The organism is Acinetobacter sp. LMB-5 (assembly GCF_001541635.1).
Lineage (GTDB): Bacteria > Pseudomonadota > Gammaproteobacteria > Pseudomonadales > Moraxellaceae > Acinetobacter > Acinetobacter pittii.
In genome coordinates this window covers 405,357-421,160 of sequence record NZ_LRDR01000001.1, presented here as the reverse complement: position 1 = coordinate 421,160, position 15,804 = coordinate 405,357, and the positions used below count along the sequence as shown (strand labels likewise).

Sequence of the window (15,804 nt, the reverse complement as noted above, 5' to 3'; positions counted from 1 at the left end):
AGTTCAAATTTCCTACTATAGTCCCACAACTATTGATTTTTTATTATTCAAATTAATTGGTATTTATATGTTTATGCAGTTTAAACAACTGACACTCTCCCTATGTATTCTTGGTTTAAGTGCTGCGTCTTGGGCACAAACTACACTAGTAAAAAGTAAGCAAAATATTGAGGAATATAAATTAGATAATGGTTTTCGGATTGTGCTTGCACCGAATGACAAAGAAAATAAAATCTTTATTAATACCATTTATTTAACAGGCTCACTAAATGACCCACAAGGTAAAAGTGGCTTAGCTCATTTGCTTGAGCACTTGGCTTTTAAGGGAACACAAAATGTTAAAGGGGAAGAATTCCAGCGTCGTTTAGATCAATATACATTGATGACAAACGCCAGCACTGATTATTATTCAACAAAATATACCAATATCGTTCGTCCAGAAAAAACCGCGCTTGATCAGGTACTGTATCTTGAATCTGAGCGTATGGATAAATTAGTTCTTCAAGAAAAGTTTGTTCCTTCCGAGATTGAAATTGTAAAGCGTGAACGCGAAGTTCGCATGGATCAGCCATTTGCTGTGCTGATGGATCAAATGTGGAAGTCAGCTTATGGTAATCAATATCTAGGACGTTTACCGATTGGCGATTTGCCTGAGCTTAAATCTATTAAGATGCCTGAATTAAACCAGTTCTATCGTAGCTGGTATGCGCCTAATAATGCAGTCATGGTGATTTCAGGTAAGTTTGATAAGACGGATGTCTTAAAAACAATTGATCAATATTTTAGTCCAATTGCGGCACGAGAGGTTCCAAAGCCTGTACAGATTCCTGTGCTTGACTCTACAAAAATAAAAAATCGTCAATTCATGGTGAAAAAGGGCAGTGATCTGGCTAAGTTCCATATCTATATGAATGGTAAAAATACCAAAATTCAGCCGACACTTGCTTTAGCTCCTTTGTTATATACCATGCAGCCAAGTGGTCACCTATACCAAAACATGGTGGAAACAGGTATTACCACAAATGTTGAAGCGAGTACTTGGTTAGACCAAGATTTTAACGTGGTGTTTCTAGGTGCTATTTATTCACCAAGTAATGACCCTAAAAAAGTTGAAAGTTCTTTGTTAGCAGGCATTGAAAAAGGGAAGCTGTTTACTGAAGTTGAATTAAATCGTGTTAAAAGTTTAATGAAAACTCAAGGTGACTTAATCACGAAAGATGCGGTAGCACTGGGGTCACGTTTAAGTGATTACACCGTCGCTGGCGGGCAATGGGATCAATATTTTAAAGATTTAGATTCTGTAGAAAAAGTTAAGCTAGATGATGTGAATCAAACTTTAAAACAGTTCCTTGTGGCTGATCATCGTATTGATGGCGATATTTTGCCAACACCTGAAGACCAGAAAAAAGCGCAACAGCAAAATTCAAAAGAGACACCTAAAACTCTAGATCAGGTCGAAGCAAAGGCTGAACCTTTAAAAGATCCTAAGGTATATCAACAAGAAGTTGCTGAGTTTTTAAAAACTTCAAAGCAATATGTTGAAAGCAATGAGAAAAAGATTATCCGTGGAAAACTAAAAAATGGAATGAAGTATGCTCTATTCCCAGTTGAAACACGCGATGATCGTACTTACGCAACGATTACGATGGACTTCGGAACAGAAAAATCTTTATTTAATAAAGGCACAGTAGTTGATCTAACTTCGTACTTATTGCTCCGTGGTTCTGATAAATACAGTTTGCAAGACATTGCCGATAAATCAATTGATGCAGGCGGTGCGGCTTATGCAAGTGCTGACGGCAATGGCATGACCATTAATATTCAGTCTAAATCAGAAAAATTTGATGAGTTTTTCAAGTTTGTTCTTGATGTGATGAAGAATCCAAAATTTGAACAATCTCAATTTGATTTAATTAAATCTCAAAGTTTATCAAGTCTCGATCGTCCTTATACTGAGCCAGATGTAGTGGCGGGTTTAACACTTTCACGTTTACTTGAAGAATATCAACCGGGTGATTTGCGTTATCACTTCGAACCTGAACTGGCAAAACAGCAGTTGAAAAACGCAACTCAAGAGCAAGTGAAAGAGTTATATGAGCGTTTCTTTGCAATGAACCATGCTCAAATTGCCATTACAGGCGAATTTGATGCGAAGAAGATGCAGAAATTACTGAATCAGGAATTTGGTCGTTGGAACGGTAAGCAACCATATCAAAAAATCTTGATTGATCACGTTGATTTTCCAGCACAGCAAGTTCATGTTCTGTCTGAGCAGCGCGAATTTGGTAGCTACCAAAGTGTGCTTTCAATTCCAGTTGGGAAAAACCATCCAGATGCATCTGCTCTCATTTTAATGAACTATATTTTAGGGGAATCTCAAATTTCATCACGTTTGGCTCAAGAGCTTCGTGAGAAAAATGCGCTGGTGTATGGTTTTGGAAGTGGGCTGCAACTTGATCGTGACACAAATGTAGGAGCTTTGAGTATTAGTGCAAATTATACTTCGGGTCGCTCAGCACAAGTGTCTGCTTCAATACATAAAGTGTTAAATGACTTGGTTAAAAATGGGGTAACTGAGCAAGAGCTTGAAGCTGCTAAAGCAGATATCATGAAGAAACGAGTTACGGCATTAGAAGATGAGCGTAATATTCATGGCATGTTAAATCTACAGCTTGAAACAAACAAAACATTGCAAGACCGAATTCGTCATGATCAAGAGTTAACTAAATTGACTGTTGCTGACGTTAACAGAGTAATTAAGAAGTATATTAAACCTGAACATTTGGTTGAAGTAATGGCTGATCAATATGGTCAGGCAGCAAAGAAATAAAGTCTTCTCGCAAATAAAAAGCCACTAAATTGTGGCTTTTTATTTAGGTCTTTAAATCATATTAATGGTCATGTTTATGCGCGTGAAAATCTTCATTTTTACGGAAACGTAAATAATTTTCAAATTGTTCACAATATTCATCGAAGTTATCTTCAAGCATCATCTGAAATTGCTGAAGAAGGTAAGACATAACCTGATCTTTCGCATCACGCATTTCATTACCATCTTTAAAGTTATTTGCTGCTACCCATGTATTGAAGCGGGCAGTAGCAAATAACATTGCAGCACTCACTTGACCACGTAGCTCAGCCGGATCAACTTTTTTATCTTTTGGCGGGCGACAAAAATCATTGGCTTGTTTAATGAATTCATCCGCACGCTCAAAGAAAACCGCATTTAACGCTTCTTCTTCAGTAATATCTGTTGCATTAATCTTTTGAGACATGACTTATTCCCGCAAAAATAGAGCTGCTTATTATAGGCAAACGCTTGCGGAAACAAAACCTTTGACTTAGTCTGTAAATAGCCTAAGTATTGGTAGGAGAGACTAATATGCAAGATGCAATTGCTATTCAAAGTTTAAAGACAGATATTGCTTTATTACGCCAGCATATTTTCCCACCCCAATATTTAGAGCATGTTGAAGGATTGCCGATTTATTATGGCTTGCAAGAAGAAGTCGAAAATTATTACCGTCAATGGCAGGGGCTAATTGAAAGGGCGCAAGAGCTTTTTCAGCCTTTTATGGAAGATGAATTACCAGATGCCATTCATTTACCAAGTCATTTAAATTTACCGCTATTCTTTTTTCATGTAGACCGAATTCGGATCAATAAAACACGTGCAAAAGAATCTAAAACTTTCCGCGGTGTTGCGAGTCTTATTGAAAAATGCGGGCAGTTTGAAACAGACCAGATATTTACGATGCAAGAATGGTTGCAAAGTGATGATACCGCGGCTTTGGTTGCTCACCGTGAATTCATCGATTTAAGAACCTATGTGTTTCAACATGGGCAAAGCGAATATACACGTTCACGGTTTTACACCAATGGGATTGTGCTAGGGGTTGAGCCGCATTTTAAACTGGTCGATGCTCGTGATAAGCCAAGAAAGCAACGCAGCGATAGCTATAGTGATCCCTTAGCAGATAACGGCGTATGGAAAGTATTTGGTAAATACCGATAAAAAGTCGCTGCTTGTTTACAGCGACTTTTTATAAATTACCAGAAAGTTTCAGCCTGACTAAAAGTTTGTAAAGCTTTTGCTGAGCGCTTTTGTAATTGTGGCTGTTTGGCTTTGACCCACCCTAGAGCAAACCAGAAAGACGGATCTTGTTCCACCACATTGTTAAAAATACCTTCTGCAATAAACAAATCGTTATATTGACCTAGGGTATTTTGCACAGGTTGTAGCTGTTTTAAATATTGCTGTACTTTTTTATTTGGATAAAGACTCGAAATAAACTCAACACAATAACGTAACTGTTTAGCTTGCTTTCTTATTTTGTGTTGTTCAGTCACTTCAAGCTCAGAGAAATGGTCAGCATTGCGAATCACTTTGTGATGTAGCTTATCTAAACTCTTTTTAATATGTTTTTTTAACGCACCAGTTTTACGCTCTGAATCTTCTTCTGAATAAGCAAATGCTAATAAATCGAGTAATAGCTTAATCGTGTCCGCAGAGGTAAAGATTGTTGAGAGTTCTTTTGAGGGCTGGGATGAAACTGGTAGTAAAAGTTCAGGTGAACCGTGTTGTTGAATAATAGGTAACACTTCGGTGCGAATCGCATCTTCATCACGAGTGTCTCCAAGTTTACGGAAAAGCTCAGCAATTTGTTCTTCCCAAACAGGATTTAGCTCGCTTGACCAACTTGCAAAATGCTTAAGGGCACTACGTAAACGGCGTAAGCTTACGCGTGCCTGATGGATATGCTCAGCTTCGGCAACTCCATCGGCAATGACAGCCATATTTGGTAAGAATTGCCCTAAACAGTTTTCGACAATCTTTTTTAGAGCCTGTTCAGCAGTAATATCTTTATTTAATGTCAGACTTTTAGCATGAACAGCAGGTGAGGCGGCTTGTCCTAATGCTAATAAATTTCCACGTTCGGCTTTGCTTCTTACATCAAGCCAAAGTGCATAACGATTAATCCATTGCTGCGCAAACTGAATGAGCGTTTTCACAGCCCCTTGCTTGAGTTCAAATTCGACTTCACAAATTACACTTTGTGCATCCGCTGTTTTTACGACCCCATCATCTAAGCAAACTTCAATCGCTGTATTATCTGCTTCAAACACATGATAGGTGCGCTGTACATCAGTCTCAAACTGCAAACTTAGTTTTTCAGCTTGCGTTCCTAAGGCCGCATTAATTAAATCAGTTACCACTTTATTATCTTGATATAACTCAAGGTTTAAGTCAGGTTCTTGGTCACAAACGCCTAAATGAGTTTCTTCTTCAACACGGTGCAGATGACTTTGACCTGCGGCTTTAAATGTTTGTACCCATTGATCATCTTCTTTACGTAAACGTAAGGCCATGCCATTTTTTGCAAGTAATCGATCAGGAGTGTCGTAATACTTTGCCTGTAAGTGAATGTTCTTTGCTTTGTGTTTTTTTAAGTATTGCAGGACAGTTTTTTTCTTCGATTCAGGTAACTGAAACTTTAGTTCGACTTCGACCATAATATATCTCCCTGAATCAGGTATTTAGACTATCTTGAATAAGTATAATAGCTTAGTGTTAAAAATAATGGTTTTGATAGAGAAAGTTACAATCAAACATATGACGCTACACTTTTATTTAGGTGTACAATCAGGTGACGTTTTGATCAAATAAAAATCAGGAAGATGATCGTGAATGCACCAATAAACTTTAGCCATGAAGCTCAGCCAGAGTTTGAATTGCCGATTAAAAACTATCAGGAATTTTATCGTTTTTATTTAACTGAACACCGTAACATTATGAGCAGACGCTTACACGTGGTGGGCAGTAGCATTGGTCTATACTTTTTTTCAAAAGCAGTCCGTAAGAAGCAAGCCAAATATGTACTCTATGGTTTGGTAGCAGGCTACGCAAATGCTTGGGTTGGACATTTTGTGTTTGAAAAAAATAAGCCTGCCAGTTTTAAACAGCCTTTCTATAGTTTTATTTCTGATTGGCGAATGTTGTCTGATGTTGCACGTGGCCGTTTGAGTTTGGTTGATCGCAAGCACGATAAAATACCAAGTTAATTTTACTTTCTATTCTAAATATACCGATTGGTACTGGTAAGCCTATATCAATCGGTACTTATGATGTCCTATAAATCCGTTATACTAGCCAAGTTTTTTAAAGCGAGAGTAGAGTATGCGCGGTTTATATCTCATTACCAATGATGACCCAATCCAACTATTATTAGCAAAACTAGATGCCGCGCTCGCAACTCGTCAGGTCGCAATTTTACAGTACCGCCGTAAGAAAGTAGAGAAAGCCGACCAACCCGCAGAAGTTGAAAAAATCAAACTTTTATGTGAAAAATATCAGGTTCCTTTTGTCATTAATGATGACTTAAAACTGGCCGCTCAGTTTGGTTTAGGTGTGCATTTAGGTCAAAGTGACGGTGAAATTACTGATGCAAAATTGCAATTACCAGAAGGCGTCATTATTGGTCGTACTTGCCTGAACTCATTAGAACTTGCGCAAAAAGCAATTGCAGATGGCGCGACTTATATTGCATTTGGTGCGGTTTATGCGACCTCTACAAAACCTGAAGCAGGTAATGTGGGGATCGAAGTAATTAAGCAAGCAGCAGCCCAATATGATGTACCAATTTGTGCGATTGGTGGTTTAACTGTTGAAAACTCACAACCTGTGATTGAAGCTGGGGCTGACCTGTGTGCAGTCATTAGTGATATATTAGGCCGATCAACTGCTGAAATTCCTGCCCGTATACAGGCCTGGGCACAATTATTTTCTTAAGCTTTCAAAATTATTTTTTAGATATTTAAGACGAGCATTTCCATGAGTTTATCTCCAAAGCAAGAACAGTTATTTAAACAAGCCAGCAAACACATTCCAGGTGGTGTGAACTCTCCGGTACGTGCCTTTAATGGCGTTGGAGGAACACCTGTTTTCATCGAGAAAGCAAAAGGTGCTTATTTATGGGATGTCGATGGTAAGCGTTATGTTGACTATGTTGGTTCTTGGGGACCAATGATTTTAGGTCATGCTCATCCAGAGATTATTAAGGCTGTACAAACAGCAGCAGAAGATGGCTTAAGTTTTGGTGCACCAACCGTACACGAAACAACGTTGGCAGATATTATTTGCGAAATCATGCCATCCATTGAATTGGTGCGTATGACTAACTCGGGTACAGAAGCGACCATGACTGCTATTCGTTTAGCGCGTGGTTATACTGGTCGTGACAAGATTGTAAAGTTTGAAGGTTGTTACCATGGCCACTCAGACTCACTTTTAGTAAAAGCAGGTTCGGGCTTACTTACTTTAGGTGAGGGTGAACCGACTTCAAAAGGTGTTCCTGTTGATTTTGCTAAACACACTTTAACGTTACCTTACAACGATATTGCAGCATTAAAAGAATGTTTTGCTAAGTTCGGCCATGAAATTGCGGGTGTTATTATTGAACCAGTCGCGGGCAACATGAATATGGTGAAACCAATTGACGGTTTCTTACAAGCCATTCGTGATATTTGTGATGAATACAAATCTGTATTCATTATTGATGAAGTGATGACAGGCTTCCGTGTTGCTTTAGGCGGTGCGCAATCGGTTTATAACGTTAAACCTGATTTAACGACTTTAGGTAAAATTATTGGTGCAGGTCTACCAGTTGGAGCGTTTGGTGGTAAGCGTGAAATTATGGAATGCATCGCACCTTTAGGCGGTGTATACCAAGCCGGTACATTATCTGGTAACCCACTTGCTATGCGTGCTGGTATTGAAATGTTTAAACATTTACGCCAACCAGACTTTTACAGCAAATTATCTGCTCAACTTGAAAAGTTACTTGTAGGCTTACAAGCTGCAGCTGATGAAGCGGGTATTCCATTTAAGACTCAACAAGCTGGCGCAATGTTCGGTCTTTATTTTACCGACCAAGAAGATATTACAAGCTTTGACTCAATGTTGGCATGTGATATTGAAGCTTTCAAAAAGTTCTTCCATGGCATGTTAAAGCGTGGTGTAAACTTGGCACCTTCAGCATTTGAAGCAGGCTTTATTTCATCTGCACATTCTGATGAAGATATCGAATATACGATTCAGGCTGCAAAAGAAACATTCGCTGAAATGAAGTAAGCAAAAAAGCCCGTGTTAAACGGGCTTTTTAATTTGAGCTATTTTTATATTTGTAGAGAACAATGTTTTATCCCTTACCTCGAAAAATCCAATTAGCTGCAAGTACTTCAAATTGGTCAATTGAGTCAGCGCAAAGTATTTTGCTCATGGTTGGGCTCAATGAGCTTAAACTACGACCATATTGGTCTGAGCAACCATTGGCGAACCATTTAGAATTGTTAAGTAAGCGCGCTCAATCACTCGAAATTCCAATTATTTTTATTGAGACATCTCAGCTTCAACAAACCATGTTGGAGCTTGGTCAGCGTTTGTCATCAAATACTAAAGCCCAAGTTATGATGGCTGGTGATTTGTCGCCTCTGTTTAAACAAGTCATGCAGCTTGTTTTATCGATTACAGATCAGGTCAGTGTTGTAAATGATGCGATCTTGGCGGCTAATCTAGAGCAGCATATCCAATGGGTTGAAAAGATCAGTTTTGACCATATAAAACATTTAAATACGCAGAGCTTAATACGCTTATGGTCTTTAAGTGCGCCGTCCTCATATATCTTGTCAGATAAAGGAATCTTATTGGCAATTGCTGAACAGGTAGGGCGACATCCTATGGAGATCCATCCTGAAATTGATTTAAGAAACTACGGACTAGATCAGTCTGCTGTGAATTATCTGGTCGATCTATGGCGTGCAAATGGTGCGAGCTTAAGCGCTGAAGAGATAATGCAAACACCGACATTGCAACATATTATGCAGTTATTGAAGCCTTGACTGACTATAGATCTCAAGTGATCCATAATATTTGCAAATTCTGCTGTTAATTTACCCGAACGGCATTGTAATTCGGACGTAAGCTTTTTATTATTGCCCGCTTGTTTTTCATCTTACCTTGGGAATACAACTTTGAGTGATTTTCTAAGTGAACATCTGATCTATCGTGATGATGATTTTATGGTGATTCATAAACCTTCGGACATCTTGAGTGTTCCTGGTAAGGGTGATTTACATGATAGCGTTTTGACAAGGTTGGTTGCGATTGAACCTAAAACTTTGCTCATTCATCGTCTAGACCGAGATACCTCAGGTATTTTAGTATTTGGTTTATCGAAGCGCGGTCAAAGTGCGATTGCGCGTCAATTTCAAGATCGTCAGACTTCAAAAATATATGAAGCGCTTGTCGCAGGTCATTTAGAGGGCGAGGGAACTGTAGATATTCCTGTCATCTATGACCCAAGCCGACCACCTTTACATATTGTCGACGCTTCTCACAACAAGCCTGCTTTAACACATTGGCAGGCCATAGAACATTTTCAGATTCAGGGACAGCCTGTAACTCGTGTGAAATTAACACCAATTACGGGCCGATCTCATCAACTCCGTGTACACATGCAATATCTTGGGCATCCAATTGTAGGTGACACGCTGTATGCAACACCGGAGCAGCAACTTGTTCCGCGTTTATGTTTGCATGCCAAACAGTTAAGTTTTAATCATCCTGTCACAGCAGAAACATTAACTTTTGACTGTCCTGTACCGTTTTAATGTAAAAATTTTAATGCGTGATTTTTTGTAGCAAAGCGATTTAATTGGTTTTTGCTTCAAAATTTTGCTTTAAAGACTACATAAAAAGATGCAAAAATAAGCTAATTTGCATCGTACAATATGTAGTGCGAACTTGAGAGAAAGGTGGAAAAATTGCAGCAGTATGCTATTGGTCAACGTTGGCTATCAGACACAGAAACTGAGCTCGGTTTAGGTGTTCTTATTGATGTAGATGAAAGATCTGTCAGCATTTTATTCCCCAAAAGTGATGAGACACGTGTATATGCACGTAATAATGCTCCACTATCTCGTATCATCTTCAATACGAATGATGAAGTTCAAGATCAAGAAGGCCAGAAGTGGATCGTTGAGTCTGTTGAAGATCGTCATGGCGTTTTGCGTTACAACGTTGTTCGTACTTTAGAAAATGGCGAGCAAGAGCGTAAAGCACTCAATGAAACTCGTATTGGTGCGCAAATTCAATTATCTAAACCTTTAGATCGTTTGCTTGCAAGTCAAGTTGACTATAAAGAGTGGTATGACCTGCGTATTGAAGCAATGCTTATGCAAGCACAAATGCAGACCAGTCCTCTCCGTGGGATGGTCGGTGCGCGTGTTGGCCTGATTCCTCATCAGCTTTATATCGCACATGAAGTTGGTAAACGTTTTGCACCTCGTGTTTTACTTGCCGATGAAGTTGGTTTAGGTAAAACAATTGAAGCTGGTTTAATTATCCACCAACAGCTTAAAACTGGTCGTTCAGAACGAATTCTGATTTTAGTCCCTGATTCTCTTCAGTATCAGTGGATGATTGAAATGCGTCGCCGTTTTAACTTGCAATTCTCTCTGTTTGATTTAACGCGTACTGCATCTATTAAAGAACATGATCCAGAGCTTAACCCATTCTTGACTGAGCAATGCATTATTGCCAGCGTTGACTTAATGGTTGACCATGATGATTTGCGTGAGCAAGCCATAGAAGCTGGTTTTGATTTGCTCGTCGTCGATGAAGCACATCATTTGATGTGGAGCGAAGAAGAAGGCGGTAATGATCGTTACGATTTAATTGAAGAGCTCGCTGAAAATACAGCAGGGGTACTATTACTCACTGCAACACCTGAACAATTAGGTGTAGAAAGTCATTTCGCACGTTTACGTTTACTTGATCCACAGCGTTTTAGTAGTTTAGAGCGCTTCTTAGATGAAGAGACTCAATATCAGCAGACTGCAAAAATTGCTGAAGTGCTGATGTCGGATCAAGCTTTAACCCCAGAGCATTTATCTGCTTTAGAAGGTTTATTAGGCCACAGTATTGAAGACCAGCCGGACCAACGCTTTAGAGCAATTCACGAATTATTAGACCGTCATGGTACTGGACGTATTTTATTCCGTAATACACGTGAAGCTATTCAGGGCTTCCCGGGGCGTGATTGTCAGCCAGCACCATTACCAGCACCAGAAGATTGGTCAAAAGATGGCAAACTGCGTGAGCAGATGTGGCCTGAAGAAGCACAAATTGATGGTTCATGGATGCAAAATGATCCGCGTGTGCCATGGTTAATGGAAATTTTACGCAAAGATCTTAAGCATAAAAAAGTGCTTTTAATTGCGCGTAGCGGACCAGTGGTTGAGTCTTTAGAAAATGTATTGCGTTTGCATGCAGGTATTCGTACTGCAATGTTCCATGAAGGCATGAGCTTACTAGAACGTGACCAAGCTGCTGCTTATTTTGCTGAAGAAAGCTATGGCGCTCAGATTCTATTGTGTTCGGAAATTGGTTCGGAAGGCCGTAATTTCCAATTCGCCAGTGATCTAATTTTATTTGATCTACCAGCTAACCCAGATGTTTTAGAGCAACGTATCGGCCGTCTAGACCGTATTGGGCAAGAAAACCGTATCCAAATTCATGTGCCATACCTTGTGGGAACAGCTCAGGAGCGTATGTTCCGTTGGTATAACGAAGCACTAAATATTTTCAGCAATATTTCTCCGACAGCGCAAACGCTGCAAGAGAATTTTATTGTTGAATTAAAAGACTGTTTACTTGCAGACCAAGGTCAAACATTTGAAGATTTGCTTGAAGAAGTGAATGTTCAACGTCAAGCCTTAGAAGCTGAACTTCAAGCTGGCCGAGACCGTTTACTTGAATATAATTCATGTCGTCCAATTGTGGCACAAGAAATTGTTCAAGCTCTTGAAGATTATGACGACAATACTACGCTACCAATGTTTGTGAAGCGTTTCATGTCATCAACCAATATCGACTTTGATGAGCAAAGTAATGGTACGGTGATTATTAAACCGACCGACCAAATGCAAGTGCAAGGTTTGGCATTAGACGAAGAAGGTATGACAGCAACTTTCTATCGTGATCAAGCTCAGCTTCGTGAAGATGCTCAATATTTAACTTTAGAGCATCCATTCATTGAAAGTGTTATGGAAATGATCCGTACACAATCGTTTGGTAGTACCAATGTTGCTGTACTCAAATCTAACGCTTTAAAGCAGGGTTCAGTATTAATTGAAGTCTGGTTTAAAGTGGATGTTGTTGCACCGAAGTCACTGAACTTGCCATCAAGTTTACCGAAACAGCTCATTCGCGTGTTGTTAAGTGAAAATGGTCAGGATTTATCTGAAAAGATTGATCCAACAATTTTAAAACCTTATTTGCACCATTTAGATGGCAATAGCTGCCGCCAAGTAGTTAAAGCTCGCCGTGATATCATTGAGCAGCGCTATAAACAAGCGTTAGAGATTGCGAAAGTTGATTTACCGCAGCTTCAGCAACAAGCAAAAGAACATTATGGCAATAAATGGCAATATGAAATTGACCGTTTAACTTATCTAAAACAGTTCAACCCAAGTATTCGTCAAGACGAAATTGAACGTTTACAGAAACTGCAAAAAGAAGGCTTGAGCTTACTTGATGGTTTAACTGTTACACCAGAAGCAATTCAAGTGTTAGTTGTGGTTAAGCCTTAACTTACTCAAAATAAAAAAAGCGCCTAGAGGGCGCTTTTTTTATACATCGATTTTGAGTTAGATGAGACCAGCGTCTTTTAATTCTAGCTTTAAATACGCATAAAAAATTGGAGCTGCGATTAAACCGCCTAAGCCAAAAATTGACTCAAATACTAGCATTGCTAATAAAATCTCCCATGCATTTGCATTGATTTTATGCCCAATAATTTTAGCATTAATAAAATATTCAAGCTTATGAACCAAAACGAGATAAAGTAATGCTGCTCCTGCTAGTCCTAGGGAAATTGTAAGAGCTGCAATAAACGTTAAAGTGTTTGAAAGCAGATTCCCTAAAATTGGAATGAGACCAAACATAAAGGTCAAAATAGTTAAAGTTTTGGCAAAAGGAAGGTGAACTCCCCAAAGCGGCAATAAAATAAAGGCGAATAAAATAAAGAGCAGCGTGTTAATCGCTGAAATTTTTATTTGGGCAAAAACAACATTTTTAAATGAAATTGATAATTTTTGAATACGTTGGATCAGAAGAGATTTAAAAACAGGCTGAGGCGTACGGCGATGAAAACCATGTATCGCCACCAAAATACCAATAATTAATCCCATGACCATAGTCACGAAGTTATGCAAAATATCGGAACTGGTGTTTTTTAGAGTAGTCACGTTATCTTTCATAAATGCAAAGATCTCGTCTTTTAGATCTGTCACGCTATCAGGAATATAACCTGGAAGATATTTTGTGATCTCTGCTTGCAAATGAAGTAAGGTTTGATCAACTTTGCTATTAATACTATGTAATCCGACGCCTTTTAGATCGTATACAACGAAACTAATCAGACTCGTTATGAAAAAACCAATAAGTGAGATGGTGACGATACTGAGTAAAATACTAATAAAAATACGGGCTCTTTGGCCATCAATATAACGTTCTACAACCGAACTTAAACTAATAATAATTTCATAAATGAGAAAGCCTGCAAAAAAACTTGCTAATAGATGTAATGGGATAACCGAAAGCAAAAAGATGCCCATTAGAATGTAGCTTGCAATCAGACTTTGACGATTATTCAAATTTTGCATGTGGATCCCTGAGATCGTTGGGAATATAGGAGAAAGAGCAAACGGAATGATTATTTATACTCTGGCAAGCTATTCGCTTCAATCAGTGAATTATATTTTTATTGGAAAATAGAGGAGTTAGATGTAAAAATGGCCTGTTCATCAACAAGCCATTCATTAGATCATTTTAGCGAATTTTTGCTTCATCTAGATGACGTGCGCCTTCTAAAATCATCCGAATCATAATCATGGTTTGTTCAGCAACTTCTGCACGTTGATTGATCGGCAAATCAATCACTTTGGCGCCCATGTGAAACACAAGTTGAGTAATTGCTTTTGCAACAAGGTCTGGGTGATACAGGTGATTGTTATTTAACCGTTCAAGACGAATTAAATCTTCTTGTAGCTCTTGCTGAAAAAAGTTGAGCTGGCGGTCTACGGCAGCCTTATAAGAAGCAGAACCTGTAAAACTTTCACGTAGTAATAAACTTAAATTACCTTCATCGGCATCGAGTTGTTGAAGGAAAATATCGACGGAACTACGAATAATACTTTCTTGTAAAGAAGCACGTAGGCGAGCCTGACGGATAATTTTACGTAAAACGATACCTGCGCGGTCAATTAGAGAAATTGCTAATTCATCGATATCTTTAAAATGTCGATAGAAACTATTTGGGGCAATTCCTGCTTCTCGAGCTACTTCACGTAAACTCAATGAAGCAATACTTTTTTGCGGACCAATAAGGTTTAAAGCGGCTTGAAAAAGTTCTTCTTTAGTAATTGTCGCTTTTCTTCCAACAGAACGCGTAGCTGTTTTAATTTCAATGACATCTTGTTGTTGAGGTGTGTCATTCAGGTTCTGAGAAAGTGAAGATTGGGTCATGCTGTTCAATATATTTGTAAACTCTCAGGATTATAGCCTTAGAAGCTGAACTTGTGAAATTGTAATTAAAAGTACGGGTGTATATACAAATATATATACATGTGTATAATAATTAAAAAAGAGCGACAGAGCCTTCAGTTATGCAAGCAATCGAAAAGAGAAATTCTCTATTCAATTCATTGACACAAGCCATCTTTGATAAAGAAATGGCTAATTTCTGGCTACAAAAAGTTAATCCTTTATGGTCTGTAAAACATGGCCTTGTTCAAATTGTAAAAAAAGAATTTGTCGCTCACGATATGGTGAGCCTGACGCTAAAATGTAACCGCTTAGTGAAAATGGGCGTTGCAGGCCAGCATCATCCTGTAATTGTAGAAATTGCTGGTCGTCGCTATGAACGTACTTATAGTTTGACGCAAATAGATGCGCAGCACTTACGTTTAACCGTAAAAAAAGTTGCTGATGGTATCGTGAGTAACTGGTTTATTTCTGAAAGCAAAATCGGTGATGTTTTTGAGCTTGGTCAACCTTATGGTGACATGCAACAAAACATCAAAACACCGAATTTAATTATGTTGGCTGCGGGTAGTGGTATTACCCCAATGTTGAGCCTAATTACTGCGATTAAACAAAGCCAGCAGTTAGATAAAGTTCAGGTACAACTTTTATATTGGGTAAAGCAGCGTTCAGATGCAGCTTTTGTTGAGTACTTTGAAAAAGTTGCACAGCAATATCCAAACTTTAATTATCAAGTTTTCTATACACAAGAAACCCCAAATGATGAGCGTTTAAATGCAGAGCATTTAGCTTTAGTTGATGATATCGAAAATAGCACAATTTATGCGTGTGGACCTTCTGGCTTTGTGGCGACAGTTGAGCAACTTTTTGAAAAAGCTCCAGCCGTTTTAACAGAGGCCTTTAGCTTAACAAATGAAAGCTCTGCTGATGATATTGGTTATGTGAATGTCACATTAACCCAGTCTAATAAGGTTATTGCAATTCCTAAAGGCCAATCAATTCTGGTTAGCCTTGAACATGAAGGCCTTAAACCAACTCATGGTTGCCGTATGGGAATTTGTAATAAATGTGTTTGTAATAAATCACAAGGTTCAACACGTAATTTACTCAACGGTAGTGAAAACATTGAACCAAGCCAATTACTCAAAATTTGTGTGAACTCAGCACAATCCGATCTAGTTATTGATCTTTAAGAGAGA

13 protein-coding genes are annotated in these 15,804 nt (G+C 38.6%); 9 read left to right on the top strand and 4 right to left on the bottom strand.

What is annotated here, in order from left to right; translation table 11 throughout:
- The first annotated feature begins 67 nt into the window (after positions 1–67).
- Positions 68–2,830, top strand: coding sequence for a M16 family metallopeptidase (locus AW165_RS01890; RefSeq protein WP_060464822.1), 2,763 nt, complete (start codon positions 68–70; stop codon positions 2,828–2,830).
- A gap of 61 nt (positions 2,831–2,891) precedes the next feature.
- Here the strand turns inward: AW165_RS01890 and AW165_RS01885 are convergent, their stop codons facing one another.
- Complete coding sequence (locus AW165_RS01885; RefSeq protein ID WP_002118682.1) at positions 2,892–3,275, bottom strand: DUF3144 domain-containing protein; 384 nt, start codon at positions 3,273–3,275, stop codon at positions 2,892–2,894.
- Between the two features lie 107 nt (positions 3,276–3,382).
- Here AW165_RS01885 and AW165_RS01880 point away from each other — a divergent pair, with 107 nt between their 5' ends.
- A complete protein-coding gene (locus AW165_RS01880; RefSeq protein WP_060464821.1) occupies positions 3,383–4,015 on the top strand; it encodes a hypothetical protein in 633 nt (210 codons plus the stop codon).
- A gap of 35 nt (positions 4,016–4,050) precedes the next feature.
- Here AW165_RS01880 and AW165_RS01875 read toward each other — a convergent pair whose 3' ends face one another.
- Positions 4,051–5,514 (bottom strand): CYTH and CHAD domain-containing protein, encoded by a 1,464-nt coding sequence (locus tag AW165_RS01875; RefSeq protein ID WP_060464820.1) that lies wholly within the window; start codon positions 5,512–5,514, stop codon positions 4,051–4,053.
- Positions 5,515–5,679: 165 nt separating this feature from the next.
- On the opposite strand from AW165_RS01875, the gene AW165_RS01870 reads away from it, so the two are divergent.
- From AW165_RS01870 to rapA, 6 genes are all read left to right on the top strand, one after another.
- Positions 5,680–6,063, top strand: coding sequence for a DUF962 domain-containing protein (locus AW165_RS01870; protein WP_081274230.1), 384 nt, complete (start codon positions 5,680–5,682; stop codon positions 6,061–6,063).
- 115 nt (positions 6,064–6,178) lie between these two features.
- Positions 6,179–6,790 carry a thiamine phosphate synthase gene (thiE, locus tag AW165_RS01865; RefSeq protein ID WP_060464819.1) on the top strand — a complete coding sequence of 204 codons (612 nt, stop codon included), beginning with the start codon at positions 6,179–6,181 and terminating at the stop codon, positions 6,788–6,790.
- A 42-nt stretch (positions 6,791–6,832) separates the two neighbouring features.
- Entirely contained in the window at positions 6,833–8,131 is a 1,299-nt protein-coding gene (hemL, locus tag AW165_RS01860) for a glutamate-1-semialdehyde 2,1-aminomutase (protein ID WP_060464818.1), read from the top strand.
- A gap of 62 nt (positions 8,132–8,193) precedes the next feature.
- A complete protein-coding gene (locus tag AW165_RS01855; protein WP_060464817.1) occupies positions 8,194–8,898 on the top strand; it encodes an isochorismatase in 705 nt (234 codons plus the stop codon).
- Between the two features lie 132 nt (positions 8,899–9,030).
- Positions 9,031–9,669 carry an RluA family pseudouridine synthase gene (locus tag AW165_RS01850; protein ID WP_005307342.1) on the top strand — a complete coding sequence of 213 codons (639 nt, stop codon included), beginning with the start codon at positions 9,031–9,033 and terminating at the stop codon, positions 9,667–9,669.
- 144 nt (positions 9,670–9,813) lie between these two features.
- Positions 9,814–12,651, top strand: coding sequence for an RNA polymerase-associated protein RapA (gene rapA, locus AW165_RS01845; protein WP_005073250.1), 2,838 nt, complete (start codon positions 9,814–9,816; stop codon positions 12,649–12,651).
- A 57-nt stretch (positions 12,652–12,708) separates the two neighbouring features.
- Here rapA and AW165_RS01840 read toward each other — a convergent pair whose 3' ends face one another.
- Together AW165_RS01840 and fabR are read right to left on the bottom strand one after the other, a co-directional pair.
- The gene (locus tag AW165_RS01840; protein ID WP_005067939.1) at positions 12,709–13,725 is read right to left on the bottom strand and encodes an AI-2E family transporter; all 1,017 of its coding nucleotides are present in this window, start codon (positions 13,723–13,725) and stop codon (positions 12,709–12,711) included.
- 166 nt (positions 13,726–13,891) lie between these two features.
- Entirely contained in the window at positions 13,892–14,587 is a 696-nt protein-coding gene (fabR, locus tag AW165_RS01835) for an HTH-type transcriptional repressor FabR (protein ID WP_002118668.1), read from the bottom strand.
- 140 nt (positions 14,588–14,727) lie between these two features.
- Here fabR and AW165_RS01830 point away from each other — a divergent pair, with 140 nt between their 5' ends.
- Positions 14,728–15,798 carry a ferredoxin reductase gene (locus tag AW165_RS01830; protein WP_060464816.1) on the top strand — a complete coding sequence of 357 codons (1,071 nt, stop codon included), beginning with the start codon at positions 14,728–14,730 and terminating at the stop codon, positions 15,796–15,798.
- The last annotated feature ends 6 nt before the right edge of the window (positions 15,799–15,804 follow it).

Bases quoted from the DNA above. Each gene is read 5' to 3' on its own strand.
- AW165_RS01840 (WP_005067939.1), bottom strand. From the start codon at position 13,725: ATGCAAAATTTGAATAATCGTCAAAGTCTGATTGCAAGCTACATTCTA.
- AW165_RS01880 (WP_060464821.1), top strand. From the start codon at position 3,383: ATGCAAGATGCAATTGCTATTCAAAGTTTAAAGACAGATATTGCTTTA.
- AW165_RS01855 (WP_060464817.1), top strand. From the start codon at position 8,194: ATGTTTTATCCCTTACCTCGAAAAATCCAATTAGCTGCAAGTACTTCA.
- AW165_RS01875 (WP_060464820.1), bottom strand. From the start codon at position 5,514: ATGGTCGAAGTCGAACTAAAGTTTCAGTTACCTGAATCGAAGAAAAAA.
- hemL (WP_060464818.1), top strand. From the start codon at position 6,833: ATGAGTTTATCTCCAAAGCAAGAACAGTTATTTAAACAAGCCAGCAAA.
- thiE (WP_060464819.1), top strand. From the start codon at position 6,179: ATGCGCGGTTTATATCTCATTACCAATGATGACCCAATCCAACTATTA.
- AW165_RS01830 (WP_060464816.1), top strand. From the start codon at position 14,728: ATGCAAGCAATCGAAAAGAGAAATTCTCTATTCAATTCATTGACACAA.
- AW165_RS01870 (WP_081274230.1), top strand. From the start codon at position 5,680: ATGATCGTGAATGCACCAATAAACTTTAGCCATGAAGCTCAGCCAGAG.
- fabR (WP_002118668.1), bottom strand. From the start codon at position 14,587: ATGACCCAATCTTCACTTTCTCAGAACCTGAATGACACACCTCAACAA.
- AW165_RS01890 (WP_060464822.1), top strand. From the start codon at position 68: ATGTTTATGCAGTTTAAACAACTGACACTCTCCCTATGTATTCTTGGT.
- AW165_RS01885 (WP_002118682.1), bottom strand. From the start codon at position 3,275: ATGTCTCAAAAGATTAATGCAACAGATATTACTGAAGAAGAAGCGTTA.